The following is a 22638-nucleotide window of genomic DNA, read 5'->3' on the forward strand; positions in this document are numbered from 1 at the left end:
CCTGAAGGAAGCCCGGACGGCATCGTCCGGCCGATCCGGGATTTCCATCGGATCGGGATCTGCTCTAGAGAATGCGGGTGAGCACGACCCGCTTCTTCCTCATCCGCCACGCCATCGTCGAGCCTTCCGCCCGGGTGACCATGTACGGCGACATGGATGTCGCCCTTTGCACCGTCGCGCTGGCGCAGGAGAGCGCCGCCTATGCCTGGCTGGCAGGCCGCCTGCCGCCGGGCGCCCTCTGGGTCCGCACCCCGCTCTCCCGCACCGGCGCCACCGCCGCCGCCATCTTCGCCGCCGGCTACCCCGAGGCGGAGATGCGCGTCGAGCCGCGCTTCCGCGAGCAGCACCTGGGCGAATGGCAGGGCGTCTCGCACGAGGCCTTCGCCGAGCGCCTCTCGGCGCCGCCACATCCCTTCTGGCCGCATGCGGCGGAGGAGAAGCCGCCCGGCGGCGAGAGCCTGCGCGACGTGATCGGCCGCGTCGGCCCGGCGCTGGACGAGATGGCGCGGGAGCTGCGCGAGCGGGATGTGGTGATCGTGGCGCATGGCGGCTCGATCCGCGCCGCCGTGGCCCATGCCATGGGCCTCGATCCGCACCAGGCCTTCCAGTTCTCGGTGCGCAACCTGTCGCTGACCCGGCTGGAGCATCATGCCGGCCCCCATGCCGGCCACTGGCGGGTCGCCTCCGTGAACGAGGAGCCGCCCCTCGCGGCGCCCTGACCCGCAAGTTGGGCTTGCCACGCCTGAGCCGAGAGGTCATGTCTTCGCAAAGGCTTGTCGGAGGATTTTCATGCGGCGCTCCATCTCTCCGAGGATGCTTCTCGCGGCCGGGCTGCTGGCCCTGGCGGGGCTGGCCGGGCAGCCGCGCGCGGCCCTGGCGCAGGCCGAGGAGCAGAACCTCGTCGATCAATCGACCCTCGCGGTGCAGGAGATGCTCGGCGCCGGGAGCGACCGGAACGCGGCGCATTTCAACGACGCCATCAGCCTGTTGCGCCGCGCCCGGGCGGTGATGATCTGCCCGCGGGTCTTCCGGGCCGGCTTCATCTTCGGCGGGCAGGGGGGCTCCTGCGTGCTGCTGGCGCGCGACGGGGCCGGTTCCTGGTCCTCGCCGGCCTTCTACGGCATCGGCAGCGGCAGCATCGGCCTGCAGATCGGCGTGCAGGATGCCATGGTCATGATGATGATCCTGACCGACCGGGGCCTCAGCGCCCTGATGGACAGCCAGTTCAAGATCGGCGCCGATGCCTCCATCGCCGTCGCGGTGATCGGCGGCGGCATCGGGGGATCGACCACGGCGGCGGTCGGCGCGGACATCGTTACCTTCGCCAAGACGCGCGGCCTCTATGCCGGCATCTCGCTGGACGGCTCCCTGCTCAGCGCCAACAGCGAACGCAACCGCACCTATTACGGGCAGAGCTTCGGCGCCCGGCAGATCGTGGTGGACATGGCCGCGCACAATCCCGGCGCCGATCCGCTGCGCGGCGCGCTGATGCGTTTCGGCACCGCCCCCGCCAGCCAGCCGCCGCAGCCGCCCGCCCAGCCCGGTTACCAGCCGCCGCAGCAGCAGCCCTACCAGGCGCCGCCCGGCTACCAGGGCGGCGGGGTGCAGGCGCAGCCGCTGCCCTGACGGGCCGGCGCCGGCCGGGCGGCGCGGGAGGTCAGTCCCCGGCGCGCAGCCCCGCCGCCAGCCGGCGGCCTTCCTCGCCGCGCGGGTCGATCAGCCCCTCGCGCAGGAAGAGGTCGATCAGCACCAGGTTGACGTTGAACTTGAAGTCGTCCGTGTCGCGCACCGCCTCCAGCACGCGCCGCGCCGGCCAGAGCTCGAAATGCTCCACCTCGTCGTCATGCGGGGCGGGGCGGAAGTCCTCCGGCAGCTCCAGGTCGAAGGCATGCAGGATGTCGCGGCGGAGGCCGTGCTCCTGCTTCATGATGTAGGAGATCCGGCTGACCGGACGGGCCCGGAGGGCGAGGTCGCGCGGCAGGCCGGCCTCCTCCTCCGCCTCCTTCACCAGCGTCGCCATGGCGTCCAGCCCGGCGGGCGTGCCGCCGGCGACGATGTTGTCCCACTGCCCCGGCGCCACCGCCTTGGTGGCCGAGCGCTTGCCGAGCCAGAGGTGCAGCCCGCCCCCGGGGCCCTCCGGGCGGCGCACCAGCCCGTTCAGGTGCACCCCCTGCGCCAGGATGCCGAAGGCCGGGATGGCGCCGCGATCGAGCCGCGCCAGCACCGGCCCCTCCGGCGTGGCGCGCACGTCGAAGGGCTCGCCGCGGAGGCGCAGATAGCCATCCCGCGCCAGGCCGCGCGCCGCGTCGGCCAGCACCGCCTCGCGCGCCGCGGCGCCGCGCAGCCGCGCCGGCAGGGCGACGCCCTGCCCGTCGAAATGGAAGTCGCGCGGGCGGAAGGCCAGCCAGCGGGCGAGATCGGGCTCCAGCCAGCCGACCTGCTCGGCGCCGATGCGGAAGGGCACCAGGCCGGCCGGGGAGGGGAGGTTGTTGCAGGCGGCGATATGCCGGGCGAAGCCGTTCATGCGGCTCTCTTGCGCCCTGCGCGGCATCCCGGCAAGGCTGTGGCGCATGATCGACCTCGACCGCATCCGGGCCGAGACGCCCGCCGCCGCACGCCGCGCCTATCTGCACAATGCCGGGGCGGCGCTGATGCCGGCGCCGGTGCTGGCGGCGCAGGTGCGCCATCTGGAGCTGGAGGCCGAGCTGGGCGGCTATGCCGCGGCGGCGGCCGAGGCGGGGCGGCTGGAGGGGGTCTACGACTCGGTCGCGCGGCTGCTGAACGCCGGGCGCGAGGAGATCGCCCTGGTGGAGAACGCCACCGTCGCCTGGCAGATGGCCTTCTATTCCCTGCGCTTCGCCCCCGGCGACCGCATCCTGACCGCCGAGGCCGAGTACGCCGCCAACTACGTCGCCTTCCTGCAGGTGGCGCGGCGGACCGGTGCCGAGATCGCCGTGGTGCCGAGCGACGCCACGGGCGAGCTCGACACCGCGGCGCTGGAGGCGATGATCGACGCGCGGGTGAAGCTCATCGCCATCACCTGGGTGCCGACCAATGGCGGGCTGACCAATCCGGCCGCCGCGATCGGCCGCATCGCCCGGCGGCACGGCGTCCCCTACCTGCTCGATGCCTGCCAGGCGGTGGGGCAGATGCCGGTGGATGTCGAGGCCATCGGCTGCGACATGCTCTCGGCCACGGGGCGGAAGTTCCTGCGCGGGCCGCGCGGCACGGGCTTCCTCTATGTCCGGCGCGGCCTCCTGCAGCGGCTGGAGCCGCCGATGATCGACCATTTCGCCGCGCCCTGGGTGGCGCGGGAGGAGTACCGGCTGCGCGACGACGCGCGCCGCTTCGAGACCTGGGAGAACAACTACGCCGCCCGCGCCGGGCTCGGCGTGGCGGTGGACTATGCGCTGGGCCTCGGGCTGGAGGCGATCCAGGCGCGATGCCAGGCGCTCTCGGCGCGGCTTCGCGAGGGCCTGGCGCGCATCCCCGGCGCCGTGGTGCGGGATCTCGGCCGGAGCCCCTCGGCCATCGTCAGCTTCACCCTGGCGGGGCGGGCGGCGCGCGACATGGTCGCCGAGGCGGCGCGGGCGGGGATCGTGATCGGCGCCTCGGAGCCCGCCAGCACGCGCATCGACGCCGAGAGGCGGGGCCTCGGCAGCGTCCTCCGCGCCTCGCCGCACTACTACAATACCGAGGACGAGATCGATCGCCTGCTCACCCTCTGCGCCGCCTGAGCGACGGGAGCGGCCATCTCCGCAATGCGTGGATAACGGAGCGATACACCGCGCATCTTGCGATATCGAGGAGGATATGCAACCATAGAGTGTATATCCGGGCCTAGAACCTGATCCCGGTCTCCTGGCCGATCCGCCGAGCAGGAGGATAGGCGCAGGCCATGTCCGCGCGGGGGACAGAGTCCGAGACATGATGGGTCACCCTTCGACCGCCCGCATCATCTGGCGCTGCCCCGCCCTGTCCTGGCTGACCGATCCGGCCTGCGCCGTGCCGGAGGGTGCCCGGCCCCTGCTGCTCGGCCAGCTCGTCTCGTCGCCGATGGCGGTGGTGATGGGCGCGTTCAACGGCGTCGTCGTCGCCGGCGTCTGCCTGCTGCGTCAGGAGGTCCCCCTCTTCAGCCTGTTCCTGGCGCTGGAGCTGCTGATCCTGTTCGGCCGGCTGACGGTGATCCGCGGCATCCAGCGCAGCCGGGCGGCCGGGTTGCGGCCGCGCATCGAGGGCGCGATCCTGCTCTCGCTGCTCTGGTGCGCCCTGCAGGGCAGCATGTCCTTCGCCGCCATGCGCAGTGGCGATGCCACGCTGATGATCCTCTCCGCCAGCCTGATCATGGCGGTGGTCGGCTCGGTCTGTGCGCGCAACTTCTCCGCCCCGCGCCTGGCGATGCTCCTCGTGGCGCTCTGCGTGCTGCCCTTCGTCACCGGGGCGGCGCTGTCCGGCGATCCCTGGCTGCTGCTGCTGCCGGTCATGGCCGTGCCCTTCTTCCTCGGTACTTGGCAGATCATCTGGACCTTCCAGCACACGCTGGTGGGCTCGCTCGCGGCGGAGGCCCGCAGCAGCCATCTGGCGCAGCACGACCGGCTGACCGGGCTGCTGAACCGCTTCGGCCTGGAGGCTGCCTTCGGCGCGCGGATGGACGGCGCCAGCCGGCTGGCCACGCTCTACCTCGATCTGGACGGCTTCAAGCCGATCAACGACACCCATGGCCATGACGTGGGCGACAAGCTGCTGGTCGAGGTGGCGGCACGGCTGTCGCGCAATCTCCGCCCGGCCGACCTCGTGGCCCGGACCGGGGGTGACGAGTTCGTCGTCGTGATCCGCGACATGGAGCCCGAGGCGGTGCAGCAGGTGGCGGAACGCCTGGTCTCCGCCATCGCGGACCGGCCCTACGATGTCGAGGGGATGCTGCTGCGCGTGGGCGTCAGCCTGGGCTGGGCCTGCATCCCGGAGGATGCGGCGACGCTGGAGGAGGCGCGCCTGCGGGCCGATGCCGCGCTCTACGCGGCGAAGCAGGGCGGGCGCGGCATCGGCCGGCGCTTCGACGATCCGGCCCTGAGCCGCGCCTGAGGCCAGGCCCGCGGCCGCGCTTCCGAGGGAGCCGCCGCCTGCCGCCACCCTGGCGCGCAGCAGCCCCGCATTGCCGCCCGGCGCCCCGGCCGCCATGTAACCGCCGACCCGACCGGAGACATCCCGTTTTGCCTGCTTCCTCCTCTCCACGCGGCCATGGCCGGACGCTGCTGACCCTCGCGCCCTATCTCTGGCCGAAGAACGAGACCGGGCTGCGCACCCGCGTGGTGATCGCCCTGGTGCTGATGGTGCTGGCCAAGGGCGCCAATGTGCTGGTGCCGATCGCCTATGCCCGCGCCGTCGACGCGCTGGGCCCGCGGGAGGGGGCGGCGGCGATGGTCGCCATCCCGGTGGCGCTGGTGGTGGGCTATGGCCTGCTGCGGATGGCCAGCTCCGCCTTCGCCGAGCTGCGCGACGCCATCTTCACCAAGGTGCAGGCGCGGGCCGGGCGCGTCATCGCGCTGAATGTCTTCCGCCACCTGCACGCGCTCTCGCTCCGCTTCCACCTCGACCGGCAGACCGGCGGCATGTCCCGCGTCATCGAGCGCGGCACGCGGGGGATCAACTTCGTCCTCGACTTCATGCTGTTCAACATCGTCCCCACGCTGATCGAGATCCTGCTCGTGGCGGGGATCCTCTGGGGGATGTTCGACTTCTCCTTCGCCGCCGTGACGCTGGTGACGATCGGGCTCTACATCGCCTTCACGCTGGTCTTCACCGATTGGCGGCTGCGCTTCCGCCGGGCGATGAACGAGATGGACCAGGAGGCCAACACCAAGGCCATCGACAGCCTGCTGAACTACGAGACCGTCAAGTACTTCGGCAACGAGAAGCATGAGGCGGCCCGCTACGACGCCACGCTGGCGCGCTACGAGAAGGCCTATACCCGCTCGGAAGTGACGCTGAACTACCTCAACATGGGCCAGGCCGGGATCATCGCCATCGGGCTGACCGTCGTCATGCTGATGGCGGCGCGCGGCGTCTCGAACGGCAGCATGACGGTCGGCGATTTCGTGCTGGTGAACACCTACCTGATCCAGCTCTACCTGCCGCTCAACTTCCTGGGCTTCGTCTATCGCGAGCTGAAGCAGGGGCTGGTGGACATGGAGGCGATGTTCACCCTGATGCGCGAGAAGCAGGAGGTGGCGGACGCGCCGGATGCGCGGCCGCTGGCCGCCGGGCCGGGCGAGCTGGTCTTCGAGGAGGTCCGCTTCGGCTACCGGCCGGACCGAACCATCCTGAAGGGCGTGTCCTTCCATGTGCCGGCGGGGCGGATGCTGGCCATCGTCGGGCCGACGGGGGCGGGCAAGTCCACCATCTCCCGCCTGCTGTTCCGCTTCTACGACCTGCAATCCGGCCGCATCCTGCTGGACGGGCAGGACATCCGCCAGGTGACGCAGGAGAGCCTGCGCGCCGCCATCGGCGTCGTGCCGCAGGACACCGTGCTGTTCAACGACACCATCCGCTACAACATCGCCTATGGCCGCCCCGGCGCCTCGGAGGCGGAGGTGGAGGCGGCGGCGCGGCTCGCCCAGGTGCATGATTTCGTGATGCGCCTGCCGGAGGGCTACGACACCCGCGTCGGCGAGCGCGGCCTCAAGCTCTCGGGCGGCGAGAAGCAGCGCGTCGCCATCGCGCGGACCATCCTGAAGGACCCCCGCGTGCTGATCCTGGACGAGGCGACCAGCGCCCTCGACACCCGCACCGAACAGGAGATCCAGGCGGCGCTGCGCGGCGTGGCGCGCGGGCGGACCACCCTGGTCATCGCGCACCGCCTCTCGACCGTGGTGGAGGCCGACGAGATCATCGTGCTGCAGGAGGGCCGCGTCGCCGAGCGGGGCAGCCACGCCGTGCTGCTGGCCGAGGATGGGCTCTACGCCCAGATGTGGCGGCGCCAGTCCGAGGCGGTGGCGGCGGCCGAGGCGGCGGCGGCGGCGGCGGCCAAGGCCGCGGCCAGCGGCGTCGATCCCGATGCCGGCCCGGCGCACCGCCCGCAGGATGGCGCCGGGGAGGGCGCCCGGGACAGCATCGGACACAAGCCGAACGGCGGGCGCCCCGCCCCGCGCGGCGCAGAGCCGACCCCCGCCCGCTGACCCTTTCGCTCGGCCGCCGGCCTGACTATGTGACGCCGGAGTATCCAGGAGGCACCAGATGCAACTCGATCCGCAGGGGGTGGCCCCGGAAGATCTCAGCCATGCCGGTTCCGTGGTGGACAAGGCGATCGAATACATGATCGAGCAGAAGATCGCGCCGATCTCGGTGGCGTCCGCCCTGCTGGGCGGCGCGCTCGGGCTGATGGCCCGCAGCATGGAGGACCGCGCCATCGCCAACGTGCTGCGCAGCGCGCTGGCCTCGGTCGAGGCGGGGGAGCTGCAGGAGATGCGTGGCACCCCGCCCGGCGGGCAGGAGTTCTGAACCGCTCCGGCCCGAATCCCCTCCCGAATCCTTGACTTCGACCGGGGGGCGGGCCATACGCCCCCCTCTGTTCTCATCTCGGGTGCGTGGCCACTGCCGCGACCCTGAAGTCGTTTGAAGGGTTAGCGCCATGGCTCGCCGTTGCGGCATCACCGGCAAGGGCGTGCTGACGGGCAACAACGTCAGCCACGCCAACAACAAGTCGCGTCGCCGGTTCCTCCCGAACCTGCAGGAGACCTCGTTCTTCTCCGACGTGCTGGGCACCTCGATCCAGCTCCGCCTCTCCACCAACGGCATCCGCACCGTGGAGCACAATGGCGGCCTGGACAGCTTCCTGCTCGGCACCGCCGACCGCAAGCTGCCGGGCGAGGCCTTGACCCTGAAGCGCCGCATCCAGCGCGCCCAGGAAAAGAAGGCGGCCGCTTCCGCGGCCTGAGGCGGAGGGCCCGACGGGGCCCTCATGCTGTCACGAAGGCGTGTCCTGCCGCTGGCGGGCGCGCCTTTTGTGATTCCTTAGCGGTTGTCGCGCAGGATGAGCGCATGCCGCCGCACCTGACCGACCTGCTGCTCATCCTCTGCCTGCTCGCCCTCCTGGCCAGCGGTCTGGCGCAATGGCGCCTGCGCCGCAGGGCCGAGGCCCGCGCGGACGCCCTGGCGCGGGACCTGGCGCTGCGCAGCCGCATGCTCGACCTCTTCGCGCAGGAGCTGCATGGCCGGGCCCTGGCGCTGCTGGGGCGGGCCGGCACCGGCGGCGACCTGCCGCCGGACGGGCAGGCGCGCGCCCTGCTCTGCCTGGCCGCCGACGCGCATGACTGTGCCGCCGCCGCCGCCGGCCCAAGGGCGCTCCGCGAGGAGACGCTGTCCCTGGCGGCCCTGCTGAGGGATGCGGTGGAGCAGGTCTCCCTGGCCCTGGCGCCCGGCCGGCGGCACTGGGAGATCGCACCGGAGTTCGAGGAGGTCGCCGTGCGGGCGGATCACCGGGCGCTGCGCGGCGCGGTGATGCAGGTCCTGACCCGCGCCGTGCGCCACAGCCGGGAGGGCGACCCGATCGGCCTTCGCCTGGTTCGGTCCGAGGCTGTGCTCGCCATCGTGGTGGAGGATGAGGGGTCCGGCCTCGCCGCCGCCGATCTGGGCCCGGCGGCGCGGGGCGAGGGGACGCGCGGCCTGGGCCTTGGCCTGGCGGTGGCACGGCAGCTCCTGCAGGCGCATGGCGGCGAGTTGCGGCTGGAGGCGGTGCGGGGCATCGGCGCCCGGGCCTGGCTCACCCTGCCGAAGCAGCGCCTGGTGCCGTCCTCCGGCCGCTGAGGGCCTCCGGTGCGGCCCGCAGGGTGAAGAGGTGCAGCAGGCCCTTCTGGAAGAACATCTCGTTGTCGTCCGCCACCATGGCGATCCACGGCCGGCCGGCATGGTGGAAGGCGCTGACCCCTTCCCAGTTCTCGTGCGGCAGGGCCGCCGCGGGCAGCAGGGTTTCCGGCTCGATCACGCTCTCCGCCGTCGCGGAGGCCAGCTGCGCGGCCGGGATGCGGCGCAGCTGGCCACTGAAACCGGGTGTCCTCAGGCTGAAGCGGCGCTCCACCATCAGCACGCCGCCGTCCGGCAGGGGGGCGGCGTCGGTGGGCACGAAGCCGCGCGCCGGGCGGTAGCGCAGCAGGGTCCAGCCGCCGGGCCGGCCCAGCCAGGCGCGCAGCGTGCCCTCATCCTGCCAGAGGCCCTCGCTCACCGCCCACCAGCGCCCGTCGGCCAGCACCGCGAGGCTTTCGAGGCCGGCGTTGTTCGGCTGCGCGCCGAGGCCCGGCGGCGCCTTCTCCACCAGCCGACCCGGCCCATCCAGCCGGTCATAGGCGACGATGCGGTGCCAGCGCTCGAAGCCCACCAGCCAGCCGCCCTCGGGCGTGCGGGCGAGGGATTCGGCATCGCGCGAGACGCCGGGCAGGTGGAGGGGGAAGCCGGTATCGAGCCGGCCCGTGCGCAGCGCCTGCAGCCCCCGCGGACGGCCCCCGGCATCGATCTCCAGCCCGGCCTGCATCCAGTGGCCGAGATCGCTGATGGCGGTCAGGGTCAGCGCATCATCGACATGCAGGGCCGAGATGCCGCCGAAGCCGATGACATGCCGGTTCAGCAGCAGGCCGCCCTGGGAGATCAGGGGAGCGTCCTCGGGCAGCGGAAGCGGGGGCAGGGGGGTGGCGGGCGCCCCGGCCAGCCGCAGCGTGGCGCAGGCCCCCAGCCCGGCCGCCGCCGCCGCCCCGAGGAGGAGGCTGCGGCGGTTCAACAGGATCACGCGACCAGGGGGGACCGTTCGGTGGCGGCGCGCTGGAAGGCGGCGGCGGCATCCTCGTCGAACAGCTCGGCCAGCTTCTTCATCATCGTGCCGCCCAGCTCCTCGGCATCCACGATGGTGACGGCGCGGCGATAGTAGCGCGTGACATCGTGGCCGATGCCGATGGCGATCAGCTCGACGATGTCGCGCTGCTCGATGTCGTGGATCACCTTGCGCAGGTGACGCTCCAGGTAGTTGCCGGGGTTGACCGAGAGGGTGCTGTCATCGACCGGCGCGCCGTCCGAGATCACCATCAGGATGCGGCGCCGCTCGGGGCGGGCGAGCAGGCGGCGATAGGCCCATTCCAGCGCCTCGCCGTCGATGTTCTCCTTGAGCAGCCCCTCGCGCAGCATCAGGCCGAGATTCTTGCGCGCCCGCCGCCAGGGCGAATCGGCACCCTTGTAGATGACGTGGCGCAGGTCGTTCAGGCGGCCGGGATTGCGCGGCTTGCCCTCCTGCACCCAGCGCTCCCGGCTCTGCCCACCCTTCCAGGCGCGGGTGGTGAAGCCCAGGATCTCGACCTTGACCGAGCAGCGCTCCAGCGTGCGGGCCAGGATGTCGGAGCACATGGCGGCGACCGAGATCGGCCGGCCGCGCATCGAGCCGGAATTGTCGATCAGCAGGGTGACGACGGTGTCGCGGAAATCCGCCTCGCGCTCGCGCTTGTAGGAGAGCGAGAGCATGGGGTTGGCGACGATCCGGGCGAGGCGCGCCGCGTCCAGCGTGCCCTCCTCCAGGTCGAACTCCCAGGCGCGCTGCTGCTGGGCGAGCAGCCGGCGCTGCAGCCGGTTGGCCAGCTTGGAGACCACGCCCTGCAGGTGGCTGAGCTGCTGGTCGAGCTGCTGGCGCAGCCGCGCCAGCTCCTCGGCGTCGCAGAGATCCTCGGCGGAGATCTCCTCGTCGAACTTCCGGGTGAAGGCGCGGTAGGCGGAGGAATCGTCGGAGGGGGCGACCTCCTTGCGCTGCTGCGGGCCGCCGGGGCGGTCCTCGCCCTCGGCCGCCACGCCGTCCTCCTCCTCGGCCTCGCCATCCTCCTCGGCGCCCTCGCCCTGCATGGTCTCGGGCTCGGCCCCCATCATGGGATCGGAATCCTGGCTCTGCGCCTCGCCCTCGGCCGAGTTCTCCTGCTCGGAGGCGGTCTCCGTGCCTTCCTCGCCGGCCTCGTCCTCCTCCGCCTCGGCCTCCACCTCGGCCTCGGCGAGGTCGAGGGCGGAGAGCAGCCTGCGGGCGGCGCGGGCGAAGCGGTCCTGGTCCTCGCCGAAGCGGGCCATCTCCTCGAGGGCCGCGTCCGCCTGCTCGCCCAGGGTGCCGCGCCAGAGCTCCAGGATGCGCTGCGCGGCCTGCGGCGCGACCTCGCCGGAGAGGCGCTCGCGCGCCAGCAGGGACAGCGCCGCCGGCAGCGGCAGCTGGTCCTTGCGGGTCATGCGGTCGTAGCCCTCGGCCTCGCAGGTCTCGTTCAGCCGGGCCTGCAGGTTGGCGGCGACGCCGGGCATGCTGCGGCTGCCGACGACCTCGACGCGCGCCTGCTCCAGCGCGTCGAACACCTCGCGCGCCTCGCGGCGCTGCGGCGTGCGGGCGGCGTGGGCGGCCTCGTCATGGTGGCGCAGCCGCAGCGCGATGGCATCCGCCGCGCCGCGCAGCCGCGCCATCTCCGAGGGCGGCAGGGCGCGGGTCGGCAGGGGCAGGCGGGCCCGCTTGCCGGCGAGGCCGGAGGGGCCGGGCTGGTAGGCCACCTGCACCTCGGCATTGCGCGCCATGGCGCGCAGCGCGCCGGCGGTGGCCCGCTTGAATTCTTCCTGACGCGTCAGGTCCTTGCTGCTGCCGCTCATCGCGCTCGCCCCTTCAACGATCACACGGGGCCGGTCGCCCCGAAGGCCCCGGGAGGGCGGGCCTCCCCGGGCCGGCCCTCAGCCCTTGCGGACCAGCAGGCCGGTCGGCACTTCCTCGTTGAAGCAGCGCTGGTAGTACTCGGCGACCGTCGAGCGCTCCGCCTCGTCGCACTTGTTGAGGAAGGAGAGGCGGAAGGCGAAGCCGACATCGCCGAAGATGCGGGTGTTCTCGGCCCAGGTGATGACGGTGCGCGGCGACATGACGGTGGAGATGTCGCCGGCGATGAAGCCCGCCCGCGTCAGGTCGGCCAGCGCCACCATGGCGTCGATGCGCTTCTTCGCCGCGGCATCCTTCGGGTCGATGCCGAGCTTGGCGGCGACGATGGCGCTCTCCTGCGCATGCGGCAGGTAGTTCAGCGTGGCCACGATGTTCCAGCGGTCCATCTGGCCCTGATTGATCTGCTGGGTGCCGTGATAGAGGCCGGTGGTGTCGCCCAGGCCCACCGTGTTCGCCGTGGCGAAGAGGCGGAAGGCCGGATGCGGATGGATGACGCGGTTCTGGTCGAGCAGCGTCAGCTTGCCCTCGACCTCCAGCACGCGCTGGATGACGAACATCACGTCCGGGCGGCCGGCGTCGTACTCGTCGAAGACCATGGCGCAGGGGTGCTGCAGGGCCCAGGGCAGGATGCCCTCGCGGAACTCGGTGACCTGCTTGCCGTCCTTCAGGACGATGGCGTCCTTGCCGATCAGGTCGATGCGGCTGATGTGGCTGTCGAGGTTGACGCGGATGCAGGGCCAGTTCAGCCGCGCCGCCACCTGCTCGATATGCGTCGACTTGCCGGTGCCGTGATAGCCCTGGACCATGACGCGGCGGTTGAAGGCGAAGCCCGCCAGGATGGCCAGGGTGGTGTCGCGGTCGAACTGGTAGGTGGGGTCGACCTCCGGCACGTGCTCGGTGCGAACCGAGAAGGCGGGCACCTCCAGGTCGCTGTCGATGCCGAACACCTCGCGCGCCTTGACGGTGATGTCCGGCAGGTTGATGGCGGAGGTGGGGCGGGCGTCGGAAAGGGTAGCGACCTTGTTCATAGGGCTCTCTTCGCTCTCGGCTCTCGTATTACGGGCGGCGGGATCGGTCGTGGTGCGATCGGTCTCTGCTCGAGTTGTGCTGCATCAGGCGGCGCGGCTGGCGGCGCGGGCCCGGCCGGGCCTCTCCTCGCCAGGCCGCGCCTCGGGCGGGTGTTCGGCCGCCGTGTCGGCCAGCCTCCGGCGCAGCAGGCTATAGGCCCGGTTGATGTCCTTCAGCCGTTCCTCGGCCGCCTTGTCGCCACCGTTGGTGTCCGGATGGTAGCGCTTGGCGAGTTCCTTGTAACGGGCCCGCAGCGCCGCCTGCTCCAGCGGCCAGCCCAGGCCCAGCATATCGAGCGCGGCGCGCAATTCGGGCGGCGCCTCACGGGCGCTCTTGCGCGGGGTCGGCGGCGCCTGACCGAAGAGACCCAGCGGATCCCTGAACAGATCGGCATTGATGCGCGTGTTGCCAAGGCGGCCCAGCGGCCAGGTCGGGCGCTGCCAGCCACTGTCCTCGCGCAGGTTCTGCTCGATCTCCTCGGGCTTCATGCCCTTGTAGTAGTCCCAGGCCTGATTGTAGGCACGGACGTGTTCGAGGCAGAAATGATAATAATCGCGCAGCCGCGAGCGGTCGCGGGGCGCGCGGAATTCCCCGGCTGCCTCGCAACCGGGCGCTTCGCACAGTTGGGTCGGGGTGGGGCTGTCGGATCTGGGACGTTCGCCGCGGCGGGCCATTTGAAGGTTTATGGTCGCGTATCGTGATGGCCGCAAGCCGCCAGATTGCAAACCTTTTGCTTGGCGTCAGGCGAGTTGTCGTGGAAAAGCACAACCTATGAGCACACGTGCCGAACGCATGCGAAACCTCCTGCTCCGGACCTTCCAGGAGGCCGAACTGGAGATCGCCGATGACAGCCACCGGCATGCCGGGCATGCCGGCGCCGCGCCCGGCGGCCAGACCCATTATACCGTTCAACTCGTCACGCCCGACTTCCGCGGGATGAGCCGTGTGGCGCGCTCGCGCGCCGTGCACGATGCTCTGGCCGCCGAGTTCGGCAGCGGGCTGCACGCCCTCTCGCTCCGCCTGCTGACGCCCGAGGAGGCGGGGCAGGCGGCCTGAGCCGCCGCGCCCGGTCCGGCCATGTCCCAGGCCACCCTCGCCAACACCACGCTGTACGAGGACGAGCACCTGGTGGTGATCCACCGGCCCGGCGCCGGAGAGGCCGCGGCGGCGCTCACCCTCGTCACCTTCGCCGATCTCACCTTCCGCCCCAATGGCGATAAGGTCTGGGGCCAGGAGGTGGCGGGCAAGCTCGGCTGCAACACCATCGGCTTCGTGGCGCGGCGGGAGAACTGGTTCCCCGCCGCCTCCGTCGCCGCCGCGGCGCCGGCGGTGCGCGCCGCCCTGCGCGGCCGGGTCGCCACCTATGGCTACAGCATGGGCGGCTACGCGGCGCTGAAGTACGCCGCCCTGGTCGGCGCCGGCCATGCCCTGGCGGTCTGCCCGCAAAGCTCGATCGCGCCGGGCGAGGTGCCGTGGGACGCCCGCTTCCATCGCTTCCACCACCCCGTGCTGCATGCCGGCATGTCGGTGGCGCCCGGCGAGGCCGGCGCCTTCGCCGTGCTGCTGGCCGATCCCTACATGCCGGAGGACCGGCGCCATGCCGCCCGCCTGCGCGACGAGGCAGGGGTCCACTGGCTGCGGACCCCTTTCATGGACCATGCGGCGATCTGGCTGCTGGTCGAGAGCGGCTTCCTGCGACAGGTGCTGGAACGGCTCCTGGCCTCCGACCTGGAGGGGCTGACCGGCCTGCTGCGGGCCCGGCGCCATGCCAGCCCGCACTGGTTCCGCCATGCCGGCAATGCCGCCTTCCGCCGCGGCCATGTCGCCATGGCCAACCGGCTGTGGCGGAAGGCGCTGGCGCTCGGCCTGCCGCCCGGCGTCACGGAACAGGATCTGGGCCGGCTGCTGCGCGAGCGGATGCGGCGGCTGCGCGATGCCGGCCGGCGCGAGGCCGCGCGCGATGTCGCCCTGCAGCAGGCGGCGCTGCGGCCGGAGGACTTCGCCTCCCAGGCCCAGGCCGGCCACGCCCTGCTCGGCATGAGCGAGGCCGAGGCCGCCGAGGCGCCGTTCCGCGCCGCGCTGAAGCTGCGCGGCGATGTCGGGCACATCTATCAGGGCCTCTCCCTGGTGCTGGGCGCCCAGGGGCGCATGGCGGAAGCCATCACGCTCTGCCGCCGCGGCGTGAAGGAGGCGCCGGGCGATGCCAAGCTGCAGGTGCATTTCGGCCATCTGCTGCTCAACAACGGCAAGGTGGACGAGGCCGAGGCGCAGTTCCGCGCCGTGCTGTCCCAGGCCGGGCTGTCTGAGGCCGGGCCGAACGGCTCGGGCGACAATTCGCAGGCCCTGCTGGGCCTGAGCCACACCCTGGCGGCCCGGGGCGACCGCGAGGAGGCGATCCATGTGGCGCGCCAGCTGATCGCCGAGGGCAACACCGATCCGCAGGCCTTCCTCTGGCTCGGCCAGCTGCTGCTCTTCATCGGCGAGCCGGCGGAGGCCGAGCCGGTGTTCCGCGACGCCCTGGCCGGCGCGCCGGACAGCGGCCCCGCCGCCATCGGCCTGGCTCGGGCGCTGGAGCGGACCGGTCGGCTCGAGGCGGCGCGCCGCACCGCCGCCGAGGCCGCCGCGCGGCTGCCGCGGGATGCCAAGGTCCAGGCCATCGCCAAGCGCCTCGGCCCGCCCAGTGCCGCGCCCATGCCGGAGGTGGGGCCAACCCCCTCGCGCCTGCGCCGCTGGGTCACCGCCTTCTTCAGCCGTGACGAGGCCTCTTGAGGCAACTGGTCTATTCCGCCGCCTTCCGCCCCGCCACATAGGCCGGCCAGTGCCGGGCCACCACCGGGCTGTCCTCCGCATAGGCGAGGCAGGTGCCGATCTGCGCCGGCTTGCGGCCGTCGCGTCCGGCCTCCTGGCGGGCGGCGCGGCGCCGCGCGTAGCTGGTCTGGAAGGCGACGGTGGCCATCTGCGCCAGCATCTCCCGCAGATGCGTGCAGCCCACCGTGCCGCCGACCCGTTCCTGCACCGCCCGGTTGAAGCCCGGCCCGATCCTCAGGCCGGCGAGCCGGGCGAAGTTCGGCGCCGCCTGCGGGCAGATGGCGTAGGGGCTGAAATCCGTCGCCGCCTCGCAGGACTGGATGACCATCTCGGCATCGATGGTGAGCCGGATCCACATCCCGTGCAGCGCCTCGCCCGGCTCCACGCGGCGGTCCAGCGAGTCGAAGGGGAAGCTCTTGGTATCGGTCAGGTGGCCCTCGATATCGAAGAGGCCGTCCTCGCGCTCGAAGCCGTGCATGTCGATCTGGCGGCGATGCAGGGGCTTGCGCGCGGCGGGCGGGGAGAGGGGCATGGCAGGCTCTCGGCTTTGATGCGTCGCAACAGAAGGTCCTTTCCCTATGGCACAGGGCACGCGGTCAGGGAAAGGCGCCAGGGGAGAGGCGCCGAGGAGAAGCAGCGGTGGCGCTGCAACGCTCCACGCCGCCTCCGGTTAAACGCGAGCCCGTGGAGCGGATGGCGGCCTGGCGACATCCGGCCTTCCCTCCGGTAGCCTGCGCGCGGCGCCGCTGCGCGTCCTTCCTTTCGAGAGCAGGAGCAGAGCATGCCCGTTGAAGCGAAGTACAAGACCACCGCCACGGCGACCGGCGGCGGCCGCGACGGCAAGACCGCCCTGGCCGATGGCAGCATGGCGCTGCAACTCGCCGTGCCCAAGGAGCTTGGCGGTCCGGGCGGCGACGGCGCCAATCCCGAGAAGCTCTTCGCGCTGGGCTACTCCGCCTGCTTCCTCGGCGCCATGCGCGTCGCCTCCGGCCAGACCAAGATCAAGCTGCCCGAGGGTTCGACGGTGACGGCGACGATCGGCATCGGCCCGCGCTCGGAGGGCGGCTTCGGCATCACCGCCGAACTCGACGTCTATCTGCCCGGCCTGCCGGAGGAAGAGGCGCGCCGGCTCGTCGAGACGACGCACGACATCTGCCCCTATTCCAACGCCATCAAGGCCAGCGTGGACGTCAAGACGACGACCCGCGCCTGACCCCGCGGACGGCGACCGCCCCGCCGCGCGGGGCGGCGCCTCAGCCCAAGGGTTCTCAGCCGAGGGCGCCCTCGGCGCGCAGCAGAGCCTCCACGATCTGCGGATCGACGCCCTCCTGGGTCAGGGCCTCGCCGGGGCCGCGCAGCAGCACGAAGCGCAGATGGCCGTCGCGCACCTTCTTGTCCTTCCGCATCCGGCGCATCAGCGCCTCCAGCGCGAACCGGCGCGGCAGGTCGCCGAGCCGCGCCGGCAGGCCGACAGCCCGCAGATGCGCCTCGACCCGCCCCGGCAGGTCCGGATCGCACAGGCCCAGCAGGCCGGAGAGCCGCGCCGCCAGGCCGAGGCCGATGGCGACGCCTTCCCCATGCAGCAGGCTGCCGTCATAGCCGCACTCGGCCTCGATGGCGTGGCCGAAGGTATGGCCGAGGTTGAGCAGGGCGCGCCCCCCCTCGGCGCTCTCCTCCCGCTCGTCGGCGGCGACCACGGCGGATTTCAGGCGGCAGCTCTCCATAACGGCATGGCGCAGCGCGGCGGGATCGCCGGCCACCGCCTTCGCCCCCTCGGCCTCGCACCACGTCCAGAGCGGGCCCTGCAGCAGCCCGTGCTTGGCCACCTCGGCATAGCCGGCGCGCAGTTCGCGGGGCGGCAGGGTGGCGAGCACGCCGGTATCGGCCAGCACGATGCGCGGCTGGTGGAAGGCGCCGGCCAGGTTCTTGCCGGCGCGCAGGTTGATGCCGGTCTTGCCGCCGACCGAGGAATCGACCTGGGCCAGCAGGGTGGTGGGCACCTGCACGAAGGGCAGGCCGCGCAGCGCCGTGGCGGCGACGAAGCCCGCCAGGTCGCCGACGACGCCGCCGCCCAGCGCCAGCACCGCCGTGCCGCGGTCGATGCCGGCGGCCAGCATGTCCTCCAGGACCGAGCCGTAGGTGGCGAGGCCCTTGCTGGCCTCGCCGGGCGGCACGGTGAGGCTGGCGCGGATCTCGATGCCCGCCTCCTCCAGCCCGGCGCGGAGCGCCGGCAGGTGCAGCGCGGCGACGGAGGCATCGCTCAGGATGGCCAGCCGGCGCGCCGGCAAGGCGGGGGCGAGCAGGGCACCGGCGCGGGCCAGCAGCCCTTCGCCCACCACGACGTCATAGCCCCGCGCGCCGAGGCCGACCGGCAGGCGGGCCGGCGGGGAGAAGCCGTCCAGGGCGCCCTGGACGCGGTCGGTGGTCGCTTCGGGGTTCTCGTCCAGACAGTCCACGATCAGATCGGCCTCGGCATAGAGGTGATGACGGGCGGCCATCAGCCGCCGCAGGACCTCGACCGGGTCCTGGTTCAGGAACATCGGCCGGGTCGCCCGGCCGGAGACGCGCGGCAGCAGCACCGGCAGGGCGCAGCGCAGCCAGACGGCGACGGCGCCGGCCTCGCGGATGGCGCGGCGGGTCTCGGCATCGGCATAGGCGCCGCCGCCGGTGGCCAGCACCACCGGCGGGCCGGCGAGCAGGCGGCTGATGACGCGGCGCTCGCCCTCGCGGAAATGCGGCTCGCCGTAGCGGGCGAAGATCTCGGTGATGGGCTGGCCGGCGGCGGCCTCGATCTCGGTATCGGCGTCACGGAAGGGCAGGCCCAGGCGCTGCGCCAGGCGCTTGCCGATGGAGGACTTGCCGGCGCCGGGCATGCCGATCAGCACCACGGCGCGCGCGGCGGCCGGGGCGGGGACCGGGGTGGCGGCCGGCGCGGGGGCGGGACCGGGGGCCGGCGGTGCGGCGGGCGGAACGATGGTGAGGCTGAGGTTGCGTGACACGGTGGCGGAAGGTAGCACATCACGCTCCGCGCGCGAGGATACCCCCGGCTGCCATGTTCCGCCGTCCGATTCTGCTCCTTGTCCTGGTCCTCGTGGTCGCCCTGCTGGGCGGCCTGCTGGTGATGGCCGCCTTTCCGCCGGCGGTGACGCCGCAGGCGGTCGAGCGCACCCTGCCCAACGAGCGCTTCGGCACGCGGTGAGCCAGGCGCCCTGGTGAGCCAGGTATCCGGCGGCCCGCGCCGGGCGCCGTCCACCGGCCGGGGAGGACGCGATCCGTTGAGACCCCTCCATCGCCCGGCGCCGCCGGCCCGTTCCGGCCGCCGGCCCCGCTGAGGCGCCGCGCATGGACCGCCACCTGGAAGCCTTTCTGGAGATGCTGGCCGCCGAGCGGGGGGCGGCGCGCAACACCCTCGCCGCCTATCGCGCCGATCTGGAGGAGGCGGCCGGTGTCCTGCGCCGCCGCCACGGCACCGCCCTGGCGGCCGCCGGGGAGGCGCCGCTGCGCGACTATCTCGCCGGGCTGACCGATTCCGGCCTCTCGCCGCGCACCGCCGCGCGGCGGCTCTCGGCGCTGCGGCAGTTCTTCCGCTTCCTGGCGCGGGAGGGCGTCCGGCCGGACGACCCGACCGAGCTGCTCGACCGCCCGCGCCAGCCGCAGCCGGTGCCGAAGGCGCTGCGGGTCGGGGAGGTCACGGCCCTGCTCGAGGCGGCCGCCGGCCTGCCGGGCCGCCGCGGCCCGCTCGCCGTCGCGCTCCTGGAGATGCTCTATGCCTCGGGGCTGCGCGCCAGCGAGCTGGTCGGCCTGCCGGGCAACGCCCTCTCCGAGGAGAGCCCGCTGATCCTGGTGCGGGGCAAGGGCGGAAAGGAGCGGCTGGTGCCGGTCTCGGCCCGGGCCCGCGCCGCGGTCCTGGCGCTGCGCGAGGGCGGAGGGCCGGGGCGCTGGCTCTTCCCGTCCTACGGCGCCTCCGGCCATCTGACACGGCAGAGCCTGGTGCTGCTGACCAAGCAGGCCGCGCTGACGGCGGGGCTCGATCCCGCCCGCGTCAGCCCGCACGTGCTGCGCCATTCCTTCGCCACGCATCTGCTGGAGGGCGGCGCCGATCTGCGGGCGCTGCAGATGCTGCTCGGCCACGCCGATATCGCGACGACGCAGATCTACACCCGGGTGCTCGAGGAGCGGCTGCGCCTGCTGGTGGAGACCCACCACCCGCTGGCCTCGACCGGCCCGTCGTGACAGGCTCGTCGGTCCAACCGAGGAGGGAGTCGAGGCCATGCTGACCGGACGCTGCCACTGCCGGGCCATCCGCTACGCGGTGCCGCGGGAGGCGGTGCTGCATCACGCCCTCTGTCATTGCGGGGATTGCCGCCGCCATGCCGGCGCGCCGATGGTCGGCTGGGCCATGGTGCCGGCGGAGAGTCTCGTCGTCCACGGCAGCCCGAAGGTCTATGCCTCCTCCGCGCGGGGCCGCCGCAGCTTCTGCCCGGACTGCGGCACCGGCCTGTTCTATGCCAACGAGGAGAACCTGCCCGGCCTGGTAGATATCCAGACCGGCACGCTGGACGATCCCGCGGCCCTGCCGCCGGGGGCGCAGATCCAGGTCGCGGAGCGGCTGCCCTGGATGGCCGCGCTCGATGGCCTGCCGGCGTTCGAGCGCTATCCAGGCTGAGGCGGTCGCGCGCGCGGCCTTCCCGCATGGCCTCCCCCCTGGCCTTGCCGTTCCGTCTGCGCTAGGCCACCCCCTCTTCCGCGCCCGGGGGCTGAACCGGGCGCCGCCTGGACACGGGATCGCGATGCGCCATTTTCTGGATTTCGAGAAGCCGCTGGCCGAGCTGGAAGGCAAGATCGAGGAACTGCGGCGCACCACGGATGCCGGCGGCATCGACGTGGCGGAGGAGGTCGGCAAGCTGTCCGACAAGGCCGCGAAGCTGCTCTCGGCGACCTATGCCAAGCTGACCCCCTGGCAGAAGACCCAGGTCGCCCGCCACCCCGACCGGCCCAAGGCGCTGGCCTATGTCGCGGCGCTGATCGAGGATTTCGTGCCGCTGGCCGGAGATCGCGCCTTCGCCGATGACGCGGCGGTGGTGGGCGGCATGGGGCGCTTCCACGGCCGCGCCGTGATGGTGCTCGGCACCGAGAAGGGCACCGATACCGAGAGCCGGGTGAAGCACAATTTCGGCATGGCCCGGCCGGAGGGCTACCGCAAGGCGCGGCGGCTGATCGAGCTGGCCGGGCGCTTCGGCCTGCCGGTGCTGAGCTTCGTCGACACCGCCGGGGCCTTCCCCGGCATCGAGGCCGAGGCGCGCGGCCAGGCCGAGGCCATCGCCCGCTCGATTGAGGCCTGCCTGGACGCGCCGGTGCCGGTGGTCTCGGCGATCATCGGCGAGGGCGGCTCGGGCGGCGCCATCGCGCTCGCCGCCGCCGACCGGGTGCTGATGCTGGAGCACTCGATCTATTCGGTGATCAGCCCCGAGGGCTGCGCCAGCATCCTGTGGCGCGATGCCGCCCAGGCCAGCACCGCGGCCGATGCGCTGAAGCTGACCGCCCAGGACCTCTCCCGCCTCGGGCTGATCGACCAGGTGGTGCCCGAGCCGCTGGGCGGCGCGCACCGCGACCCGGCGGCGGCGATGTCCGCCCTCGGCGCGCGGATGTGGGAATGCCTGGAGCCGCTGCTGGCGCTGGATGGCGGGCGGCTGAAGGCGCGGCGGCGCGAGAAGTTCCTCGAGATGGGCCGCCACGGCGTCGTCTGAGAAGGCCCGCCGCACCGGCCTTCTCCAGCGGTCACGAGCCCGGATTCAGCGGGCCGCCCCCGTGGAGCCGAGCAGCACCCCGCGCAGCAGGCCGAGGTAGCGCGCGCACATCGCCGCCTCGTCCTGCCGCAGCGCCAGGGCCTCGGCCGCCGCCTGCCGCCGTGCCACCTCCGCCCCGCCCCGCAGCACCGTGGCCAGGGCCGTGGCCAGGGCCGCCGCGTCGCCGGTGGGGGCCAGGCAGGCGACCTCCGCGGCCTCCTCGCCCAGCCCCTCCAGCGCCGCCTCGCTCGCCACCACCGGGCAGCGCCGCAGCGCCGCCTCGAGGAAGGCGAGGGGATAGCCCTCCAGCCGCGAGGGCAGCAGCAGCGCATCCGCCGCCTCCAGCAGCGCGCCGGCATCCTGGCGGAAGCCGAGCAGCCGCAGCGGGGGGTTGTCGCCACGGGCGGCCCGCCGGAGGGCGGCCTCCAGTGTCGGTGGCGCCCCGGCGCCGGCCACGGCGAGCACCGCCGGCGGGCCGGCCGCCAGGCGCCGGGCGATGTCCGGTAGCAGATCGGCGCCCTTGGCGGGATCGAGCCGGCCCAGGAAGAGCGCGAGGCGGGTGCCCGGCGCCAGGCCGAGATCCTGCCGCACCCTGGCCCGCCGCCCGGCGCGGTCGCCGCCGGCGGGCGGCCGGGCGCCGTTCGGCACCAGGGCGATGGTCGCCTCCGGGAGGGCGAAGCGCCAAGCCAGCCCCGCGCGCACCGGCGCGGACACCGCCACCCAGCCGCCGACCAGCCGCGCCGCGTCGCGCTGGCCGGCATCGTCCAGCGGCAGGAAGGCGCGTTGCCGAGGCGCCAGATGGCCGATGGCGAGGCTGGGCTGCCCGGTCTCGGCCAGGGCCCGCAGGCAGCCGAGCCCGGCCTCCGGCCAGGGCAGCGGCAGGATGGCGACATCCGGCGTCCCGTCGGCGAGCAGCGCCCGCGTGGCGTGGTGCTGGGCGGCGTGGCTTTCCGCCGTGCGGCCGGGATGCCAGGCGAGGTCGGCAGGGCGCAGGTCCGGCGGTTCCCGCCCCGGCCAGGCGGCCAGCAGCGCCGGATGAAGCTCCGGGGCGGCGGCGCAGGCGACGGCGCAGCCCGCCTCCATCAGGGCCGCCATCAGGGCCAGGCTGTGCCGCTCGGTGCCGCCGAAGCCGCGGCTCGGCAGGAGCATCAGCGCGCGGCGCAGCCGGCGGGCCGGCGGCAGCGCGGCGTCGGGGGTCGGCGGGACGGGTTCGGGCATGCCTCGAGGCGCTCCGGCGCGGCCTGTGCGAAGGTTGTGGAGTTTCTCTTTACCATT

The 22638-nt window shown here is 73.1% G+C and carries 23 protein-coding genes; 15 read left to right on the top strand and 8 right to left on the bottom strand.

Going from position 1 to position 22638, the window contains the following annotated elements; translation table 11 throughout:
• The first annotated feature begins 77 nt into the window (after window positions 1-77).
• Both ACF3NH_RS11790 and ACF3NH_RS11795 read left to right on the top strand, forming a co-directional pair.
• The gene (locus tag ACF3NH_RS11790; protein WP_422923003.1) at window positions 78-719 is read left to right on the top strand and encodes a histidine phosphatase family protein; all 642 of its coding nucleotides are present in this window, start codon (window positions 78-80) and stop codon (window positions 717-719) included.
• A 70-nt stretch (window positions 720-789) separates the two neighbouring features.
• On the top strand, window positions 790-1626 hold the full coding sequence (locus ACF3NH_RS11795) for a lipid-binding SYLF domain-containing protein (protein WP_422923005.1): 837 nt from the start codon (window positions 790-792) through the stop codon (window positions 1624-1626).
• Window positions 1627-1657: 31 nt separating this feature from the next.
• Here the strand turns inward: ACF3NH_RS11795 and ACF3NH_RS11800 are convergent, their stop codons facing one another.
• Window positions 1658-2524, bottom strand: a complete 867-nt coding sequence (locus ACF3NH_RS11800) for an NUDIX hydrolase (RefSeq protein ID WP_422923007.1) — start codon at window positions 2522-2524, stop codon at window positions 1658-1660.
• Here ACF3NH_RS11800 and ACF3NH_RS11805 point away from each other — a divergent pair.
• The 6 genes from ACF3NH_RS11805 (at window position 2523) to ACF3NH_RS11830 (ending at window position 8802) form a co-directional block, all read left to right on the top strand.
• A complete protein-coding gene (locus ACF3NH_RS11805; protein WP_422923009.1) occupies window positions 2523-3737 on the top strand; it encodes an aminotransferase class V-fold PLP-dependent enzyme in 1215 nt (404 codons plus the stop codon). The two genes, ACF3NH_RS11800 and ACF3NH_RS11805, sit on opposite strands and share 2 nt — an antisense overlap.
• 190 nt (window positions 3738-3927) lie before the next feature.
• The gene (locus ACF3NH_RS11810) at window positions 3928-5082 is read left to right on the top strand and encodes a GGDEF domain-containing protein (protein WP_198366434.1); all 1155 of its coding nucleotides are present in this window, start codon (window positions 3928-3930) and stop codon (window positions 5080-5082) included.
• Window positions 5083-5210: 128 nt separating this feature from the next.
• Window positions 5211-7175, top strand: a complete 1965-nt coding sequence (locus tag ACF3NH_RS11815; RefSeq protein WP_422923011.1) for an ABCB family ABC transporter ATP-binding protein/permease — start codon at window positions 5211-5213, stop codon at window positions 7173-7175.
• A 58-nt stretch (window positions 7176-7233) separates the two neighbouring features.
• The gene (locus ACF3NH_RS11820) at window positions 7234-7497 is read left to right on the top strand and encodes a hypothetical protein (protein WP_198366435.1); all 264 of its coding nucleotides are present in this window, start codon (window positions 7234-7236) and stop codon (window positions 7495-7497) included.
• Between the two features lie 130 nt (window positions 7498-7627).
• Window positions 7628-7933: a 50S ribosomal protein L28 gene (rpmB, locus tag ACF3NH_RS11825; protein WP_198366436.1), complete on the top strand. Its 306-nt coding sequence runs from the start codon at window positions 7628-7630 to the stop codon at window positions 7931-7933.
• A 104-nt stretch (window positions 7934-8037) separates the two neighbouring features.
• On the top strand, window positions 8038-8802 hold the full coding sequence (locus ACF3NH_RS11830) for a sensor histidine kinase (RefSeq protein WP_198366437.1): 765 nt from the start codon (window positions 8038-8040) through the stop codon (window positions 8800-8802).
• On the opposite strand, the gene ACF3NH_RS11835 is transcribed toward ACF3NH_RS11830, so the two are convergent.
• From ACF3NH_RS11835 to ACF3NH_RS11850, 4 genes are all read right to left on the bottom strand, one after another.
• Window positions 8759-9775: an esterase-like activity of phytase family protein gene (locus tag ACF3NH_RS11835; RefSeq protein WP_422923014.1), complete on the bottom strand. Its 1017-nt coding sequence runs from the start codon at window positions 9773-9775 to the stop codon at window positions 8759-8761. The genes ACF3NH_RS11830 and ACF3NH_RS11835 overlap by 44 nt on opposite strands.
• Entirely contained in the window at window positions 9772-11643 is a 1872-nt protein-coding gene (gene cobT / locus ACF3NH_RS11840) for a cobaltochelatase subunit CobT (protein WP_198366439.1), read from the bottom strand. The genes ACF3NH_RS11835 and cobT overlap by 4 nt, the downstream gene beginning before the upstream one ends.
• A gap of 78 nt (window positions 11644-11721) precedes the next feature.
• Window positions 11722-12729, bottom strand: coding sequence for a cobaltochelatase subunit CobS (gene cobS, locus ACF3NH_RS11845; RefSeq protein WP_198366440.1), 1008 nt, complete (start codon window positions 12727-12729; stop codon window positions 11722-11724).
• A gap of 84 nt (window positions 12730-12813) precedes the next feature.
• A complete protein-coding gene (locus tag ACF3NH_RS11850; protein WP_198366441.1) occupies window positions 12814-13443 on the bottom strand; it encodes a J domain-containing protein in 630 nt (209 codons plus the stop codon).
• Window positions 13444-13540: 97 nt separating this feature from the next.
• On the opposite strand from ACF3NH_RS11850, the gene ACF3NH_RS11855 reads away from it, so the two are divergent.
• On the top strand, window positions 13541-13825 hold the full coding sequence (locus ACF3NH_RS11855; RefSeq protein WP_198366442.1) for a BolA family protein: 285 nt from the start codon (window positions 13541-13543) through the stop codon (window positions 13823-13825).
• Between the two features lie 21 nt (window positions 13826-13846).
• The gene (locus ACF3NH_RS11860; protein ID WP_422923017.1) at window positions 13847-15538 is read left to right on the top strand and encodes a tetratricopeptide repeat protein; all 1692 of its coding nucleotides are present in this window, start codon (window positions 13847-13849) and stop codon (window positions 15536-15538) included.
• 10 nt (window positions 15539-15548) lie between these two features.
• On the opposite strand, the gene ACF3NH_RS11865 is transcribed toward ACF3NH_RS11860, so the two are convergent.
• The gene (locus ACF3NH_RS11865; protein ID WP_198366445.1) at window positions 15549-16109 is read right to left on the bottom strand and encodes a DUF2889 domain-containing protein; all 561 of its coding nucleotides are present in this window, start codon (window positions 16107-16109) and stop codon (window positions 15549-15551) included.
• Between the two features lie 249 nt (window positions 16110-16358).
• On the opposite strand from ACF3NH_RS11865, the gene ACF3NH_RS11870 reads away from it, so the two are divergent.
• Window positions 16359-16790, top strand: a complete 432-nt coding sequence (locus ACF3NH_RS11870) for an organic hydroperoxide resistance protein (protein WP_198366446.1) — start codon at window positions 16359-16361, stop codon at window positions 16788-16790.
• A 55-nt stretch (window positions 16791-16845) separates the two neighbouring features.
• Here ACF3NH_RS11870 and aroB read toward each other — a convergent pair whose 3' ends face one another.
• The gene (aroB, locus tag ACF3NH_RS11875) at window positions 16846-18594 is read right to left on the bottom strand and encodes a 3-dehydroquinate synthase (RefSeq protein WP_422923020.1); all 1749 of its coding nucleotides are present in this window, start codon (window positions 18592-18594) and stop codon (window positions 16846-16848) included.
• A gap of 35 nt (window positions 18595-18629) precedes the next feature.
• On the opposite strand from aroB, the gene ACF3NH_RS11880 reads away from it, so the two are divergent.
• From ACF3NH_RS11880 to ACF3NH_RS11895, 4 genes are all read left to right on the top strand, one after another.
• Window positions 18630-18776, top strand: a complete 147-nt coding sequence (locus ACF3NH_RS11880) for a hypothetical protein (protein WP_198366448.1) — start codon at window positions 18630-18632, stop codon at window positions 18774-18776.
• Between the two features lie 143 nt (window positions 18777-18919).
• Window positions 18920-19810 carry a site-specific tyrosine recombinase XerD gene (locus tag ACF3NH_RS11885; protein ID WP_422923022.1) on the top strand — a complete coding sequence of 297 codons (891 nt, stop codon included), beginning with the start codon at window positions 18920-18922 and terminating at the stop codon, window positions 19808-19810.
• A 37-nt stretch (window positions 19811-19847) separates the two neighbouring features.
• Window positions 19848-20243, top strand: a complete 396-nt coding sequence (locus ACF3NH_RS11890) for a GFA family protein (RefSeq protein ID WP_198366450.1) — start codon at window positions 19848-19850, stop codon at window positions 20241-20243.
• Window positions 20244-20367: 124 nt separating this feature from the next.
• On the top strand, window positions 20368-21324 hold the full coding sequence (locus ACF3NH_RS11895) for an acetyl-CoA carboxylase carboxyltransferase subunit alpha (protein WP_198366452.1): 957 nt from the start codon (window positions 20368-20370) through the stop codon (window positions 21322-21324).
• A 45-nt stretch (window positions 21325-21369) separates the two neighbouring features.
• Here ACF3NH_RS11895 and ACF3NH_RS11900 read toward each other — a convergent pair whose 3' ends face one another.
• Entirely contained in the window at window positions 21370-22581 is a 1212-nt protein-coding gene (locus tag ACF3NH_RS11900; protein WP_422923025.1) for a glycosyltransferase, read from the bottom strand.
• Between the last annotated feature and the right edge of the window lie 57 nt (window positions 22582-22638).

Source organism: Pseudoroseomonas sp. WGS1072 (assembly GCF_049340465.1).
GTDB lineage: Bacteria > Pseudomonadota > Alphaproteobacteria > Acetobacterales > Acetobacteraceae > Pseudoroseomonas.

What these genes read in the sequence shown, in the direction of transcription:
- ACF3NH_RS11795 (WP_422923005.1), top strand. Translation starts at nt 790, where the DNA reads ATGCGGCGCTCCATCTCTCCGAGGATGCTTCTCGCGGCCGGGCTGCTG.
- ACF3NH_RS11805 (WP_422923009.1), top strand. Translation starts at nt 2,523, where the DNA reads ATGCGGCTCTCTTGCGCCCTGCGCGGCATCCCGGCAAGGCTGTGGCGC.
- ACF3NH_RS11800 (WP_422923007.1), bottom strand. Translation starts at nt 2,524, where the DNA reads ATGAACGGCTTCGCCCGGCATATCGCCGCCTGCAACAACCTCCCCTCC.
- ACF3NH_RS11810 (WP_198366434.1), top strand. Translation starts at nt 3,928, where the DNA reads ATGATGGGTCACCCTTCGACCGCCCGCATCATCTGGCGCTGCCCCGCC.
- ACF3NH_RS11820 (WP_198366435.1), top strand. Translation starts at nt 7,234, where the DNA reads ATGCAACTCGATCCGCAGGGGGTGGCCCCGGAAGATCTCAGCCATGCC.
- rpmB (WP_198366436.1), top strand. Translation starts at nt 7,628, where the DNA reads ATGGCTCGCCGTTGCGGCATCACCGGCAAGGGCGTGCTGACGGGCAAC.
- ACF3NH_RS11830 (WP_198366437.1), top strand. Translation starts at nt 8,038, where the DNA reads ATGCCGCCGCACCTGACCGACCTGCTGCTCATCCTCTGCCTGCTCGCC.
- cobT (WP_198366439.1), bottom strand. Translation starts at nt 11,643, where the DNA reads ATGAGCGGCAGCAGCAAGGACCTGACGCGTCAGGAAGAATTCAAGCGG.
- cobS (WP_198366440.1), bottom strand. Translation starts at nt 12,729, where the DNA reads ATGAACAAGGTCGCTACCCTTTCCGACGCCCGCCCCACCTCCGCCATC.
- ACF3NH_RS11850 (WP_198366441.1), bottom strand. Translation starts at nt 13,443, where the DNA reads ATGGCCCGCCGCGGCGAACGTCCCAGATCCGACAGCCCCACCCCGACC.
- ACF3NH_RS11855 (WP_198366442.1), top strand. Translation starts at nt 13,541, where the DNA reads ATGAGCACACGTGCCGAACGCATGCGAAACCTCCTGCTCCGGACCTTC.
- ACF3NH_RS11860 (WP_422923017.1), top strand. Translation starts at nt 13,847, where the DNA reads ATGTCCCAGGCCACCCTCGCCAACACCACGCTGTACGAGGACGAGCAC.
- ACF3NH_RS11865 (WP_198366445.1), bottom strand. Translation starts at nt 16,109, where the DNA reads ATGCCCCTCTCCCCGCCCGCCGCGCGCAAGCCCCTGCATCGCCGCCAG.
- ACF3NH_RS11870 (WP_198366446.1), top strand. Translation starts at nt 16,359, where the DNA reads ATGCCCGTTGAAGCGAAGTACAAGACCACCGCCACGGCGACCGGCGGC.
- ACF3NH_RS11880 (WP_198366448.1), top strand. Translation starts at nt 18,630, where the DNA reads ATGTTCCGCCGTCCGATTCTGCTCCTTGTCCTGGTCCTCGTGGTCGCC.
- ACF3NH_RS11885 (WP_422923022.1), top strand. Translation starts at nt 18,920, where the DNA reads ATGGACCGCCACCTGGAAGCCTTTCTGGAGATGCTGGCCGCCGAGCGG.
- ACF3NH_RS11890 (WP_198366450.1), top strand. Translation starts at nt 19,848, where the DNA reads ATGCTGACCGGACGCTGCCACTGCCGGGCCATCCGCTACGCGGTGCCG.
- ACF3NH_RS11895 (WP_198366452.1), top strand. Translation starts at nt 20,368, where the DNA reads ATGCGCCATTTTCTGGATTTCGAGAAGCCGCTGGCCGAGCTGGAAGGC.
- ACF3NH_RS11900 (WP_422923025.1), bottom strand. Translation starts at nt 22,581, where the DNA reads ATGCCCGAACCCGTCCCGCCGACCCCCGACGCCGCGCTGCCGCCGGCC.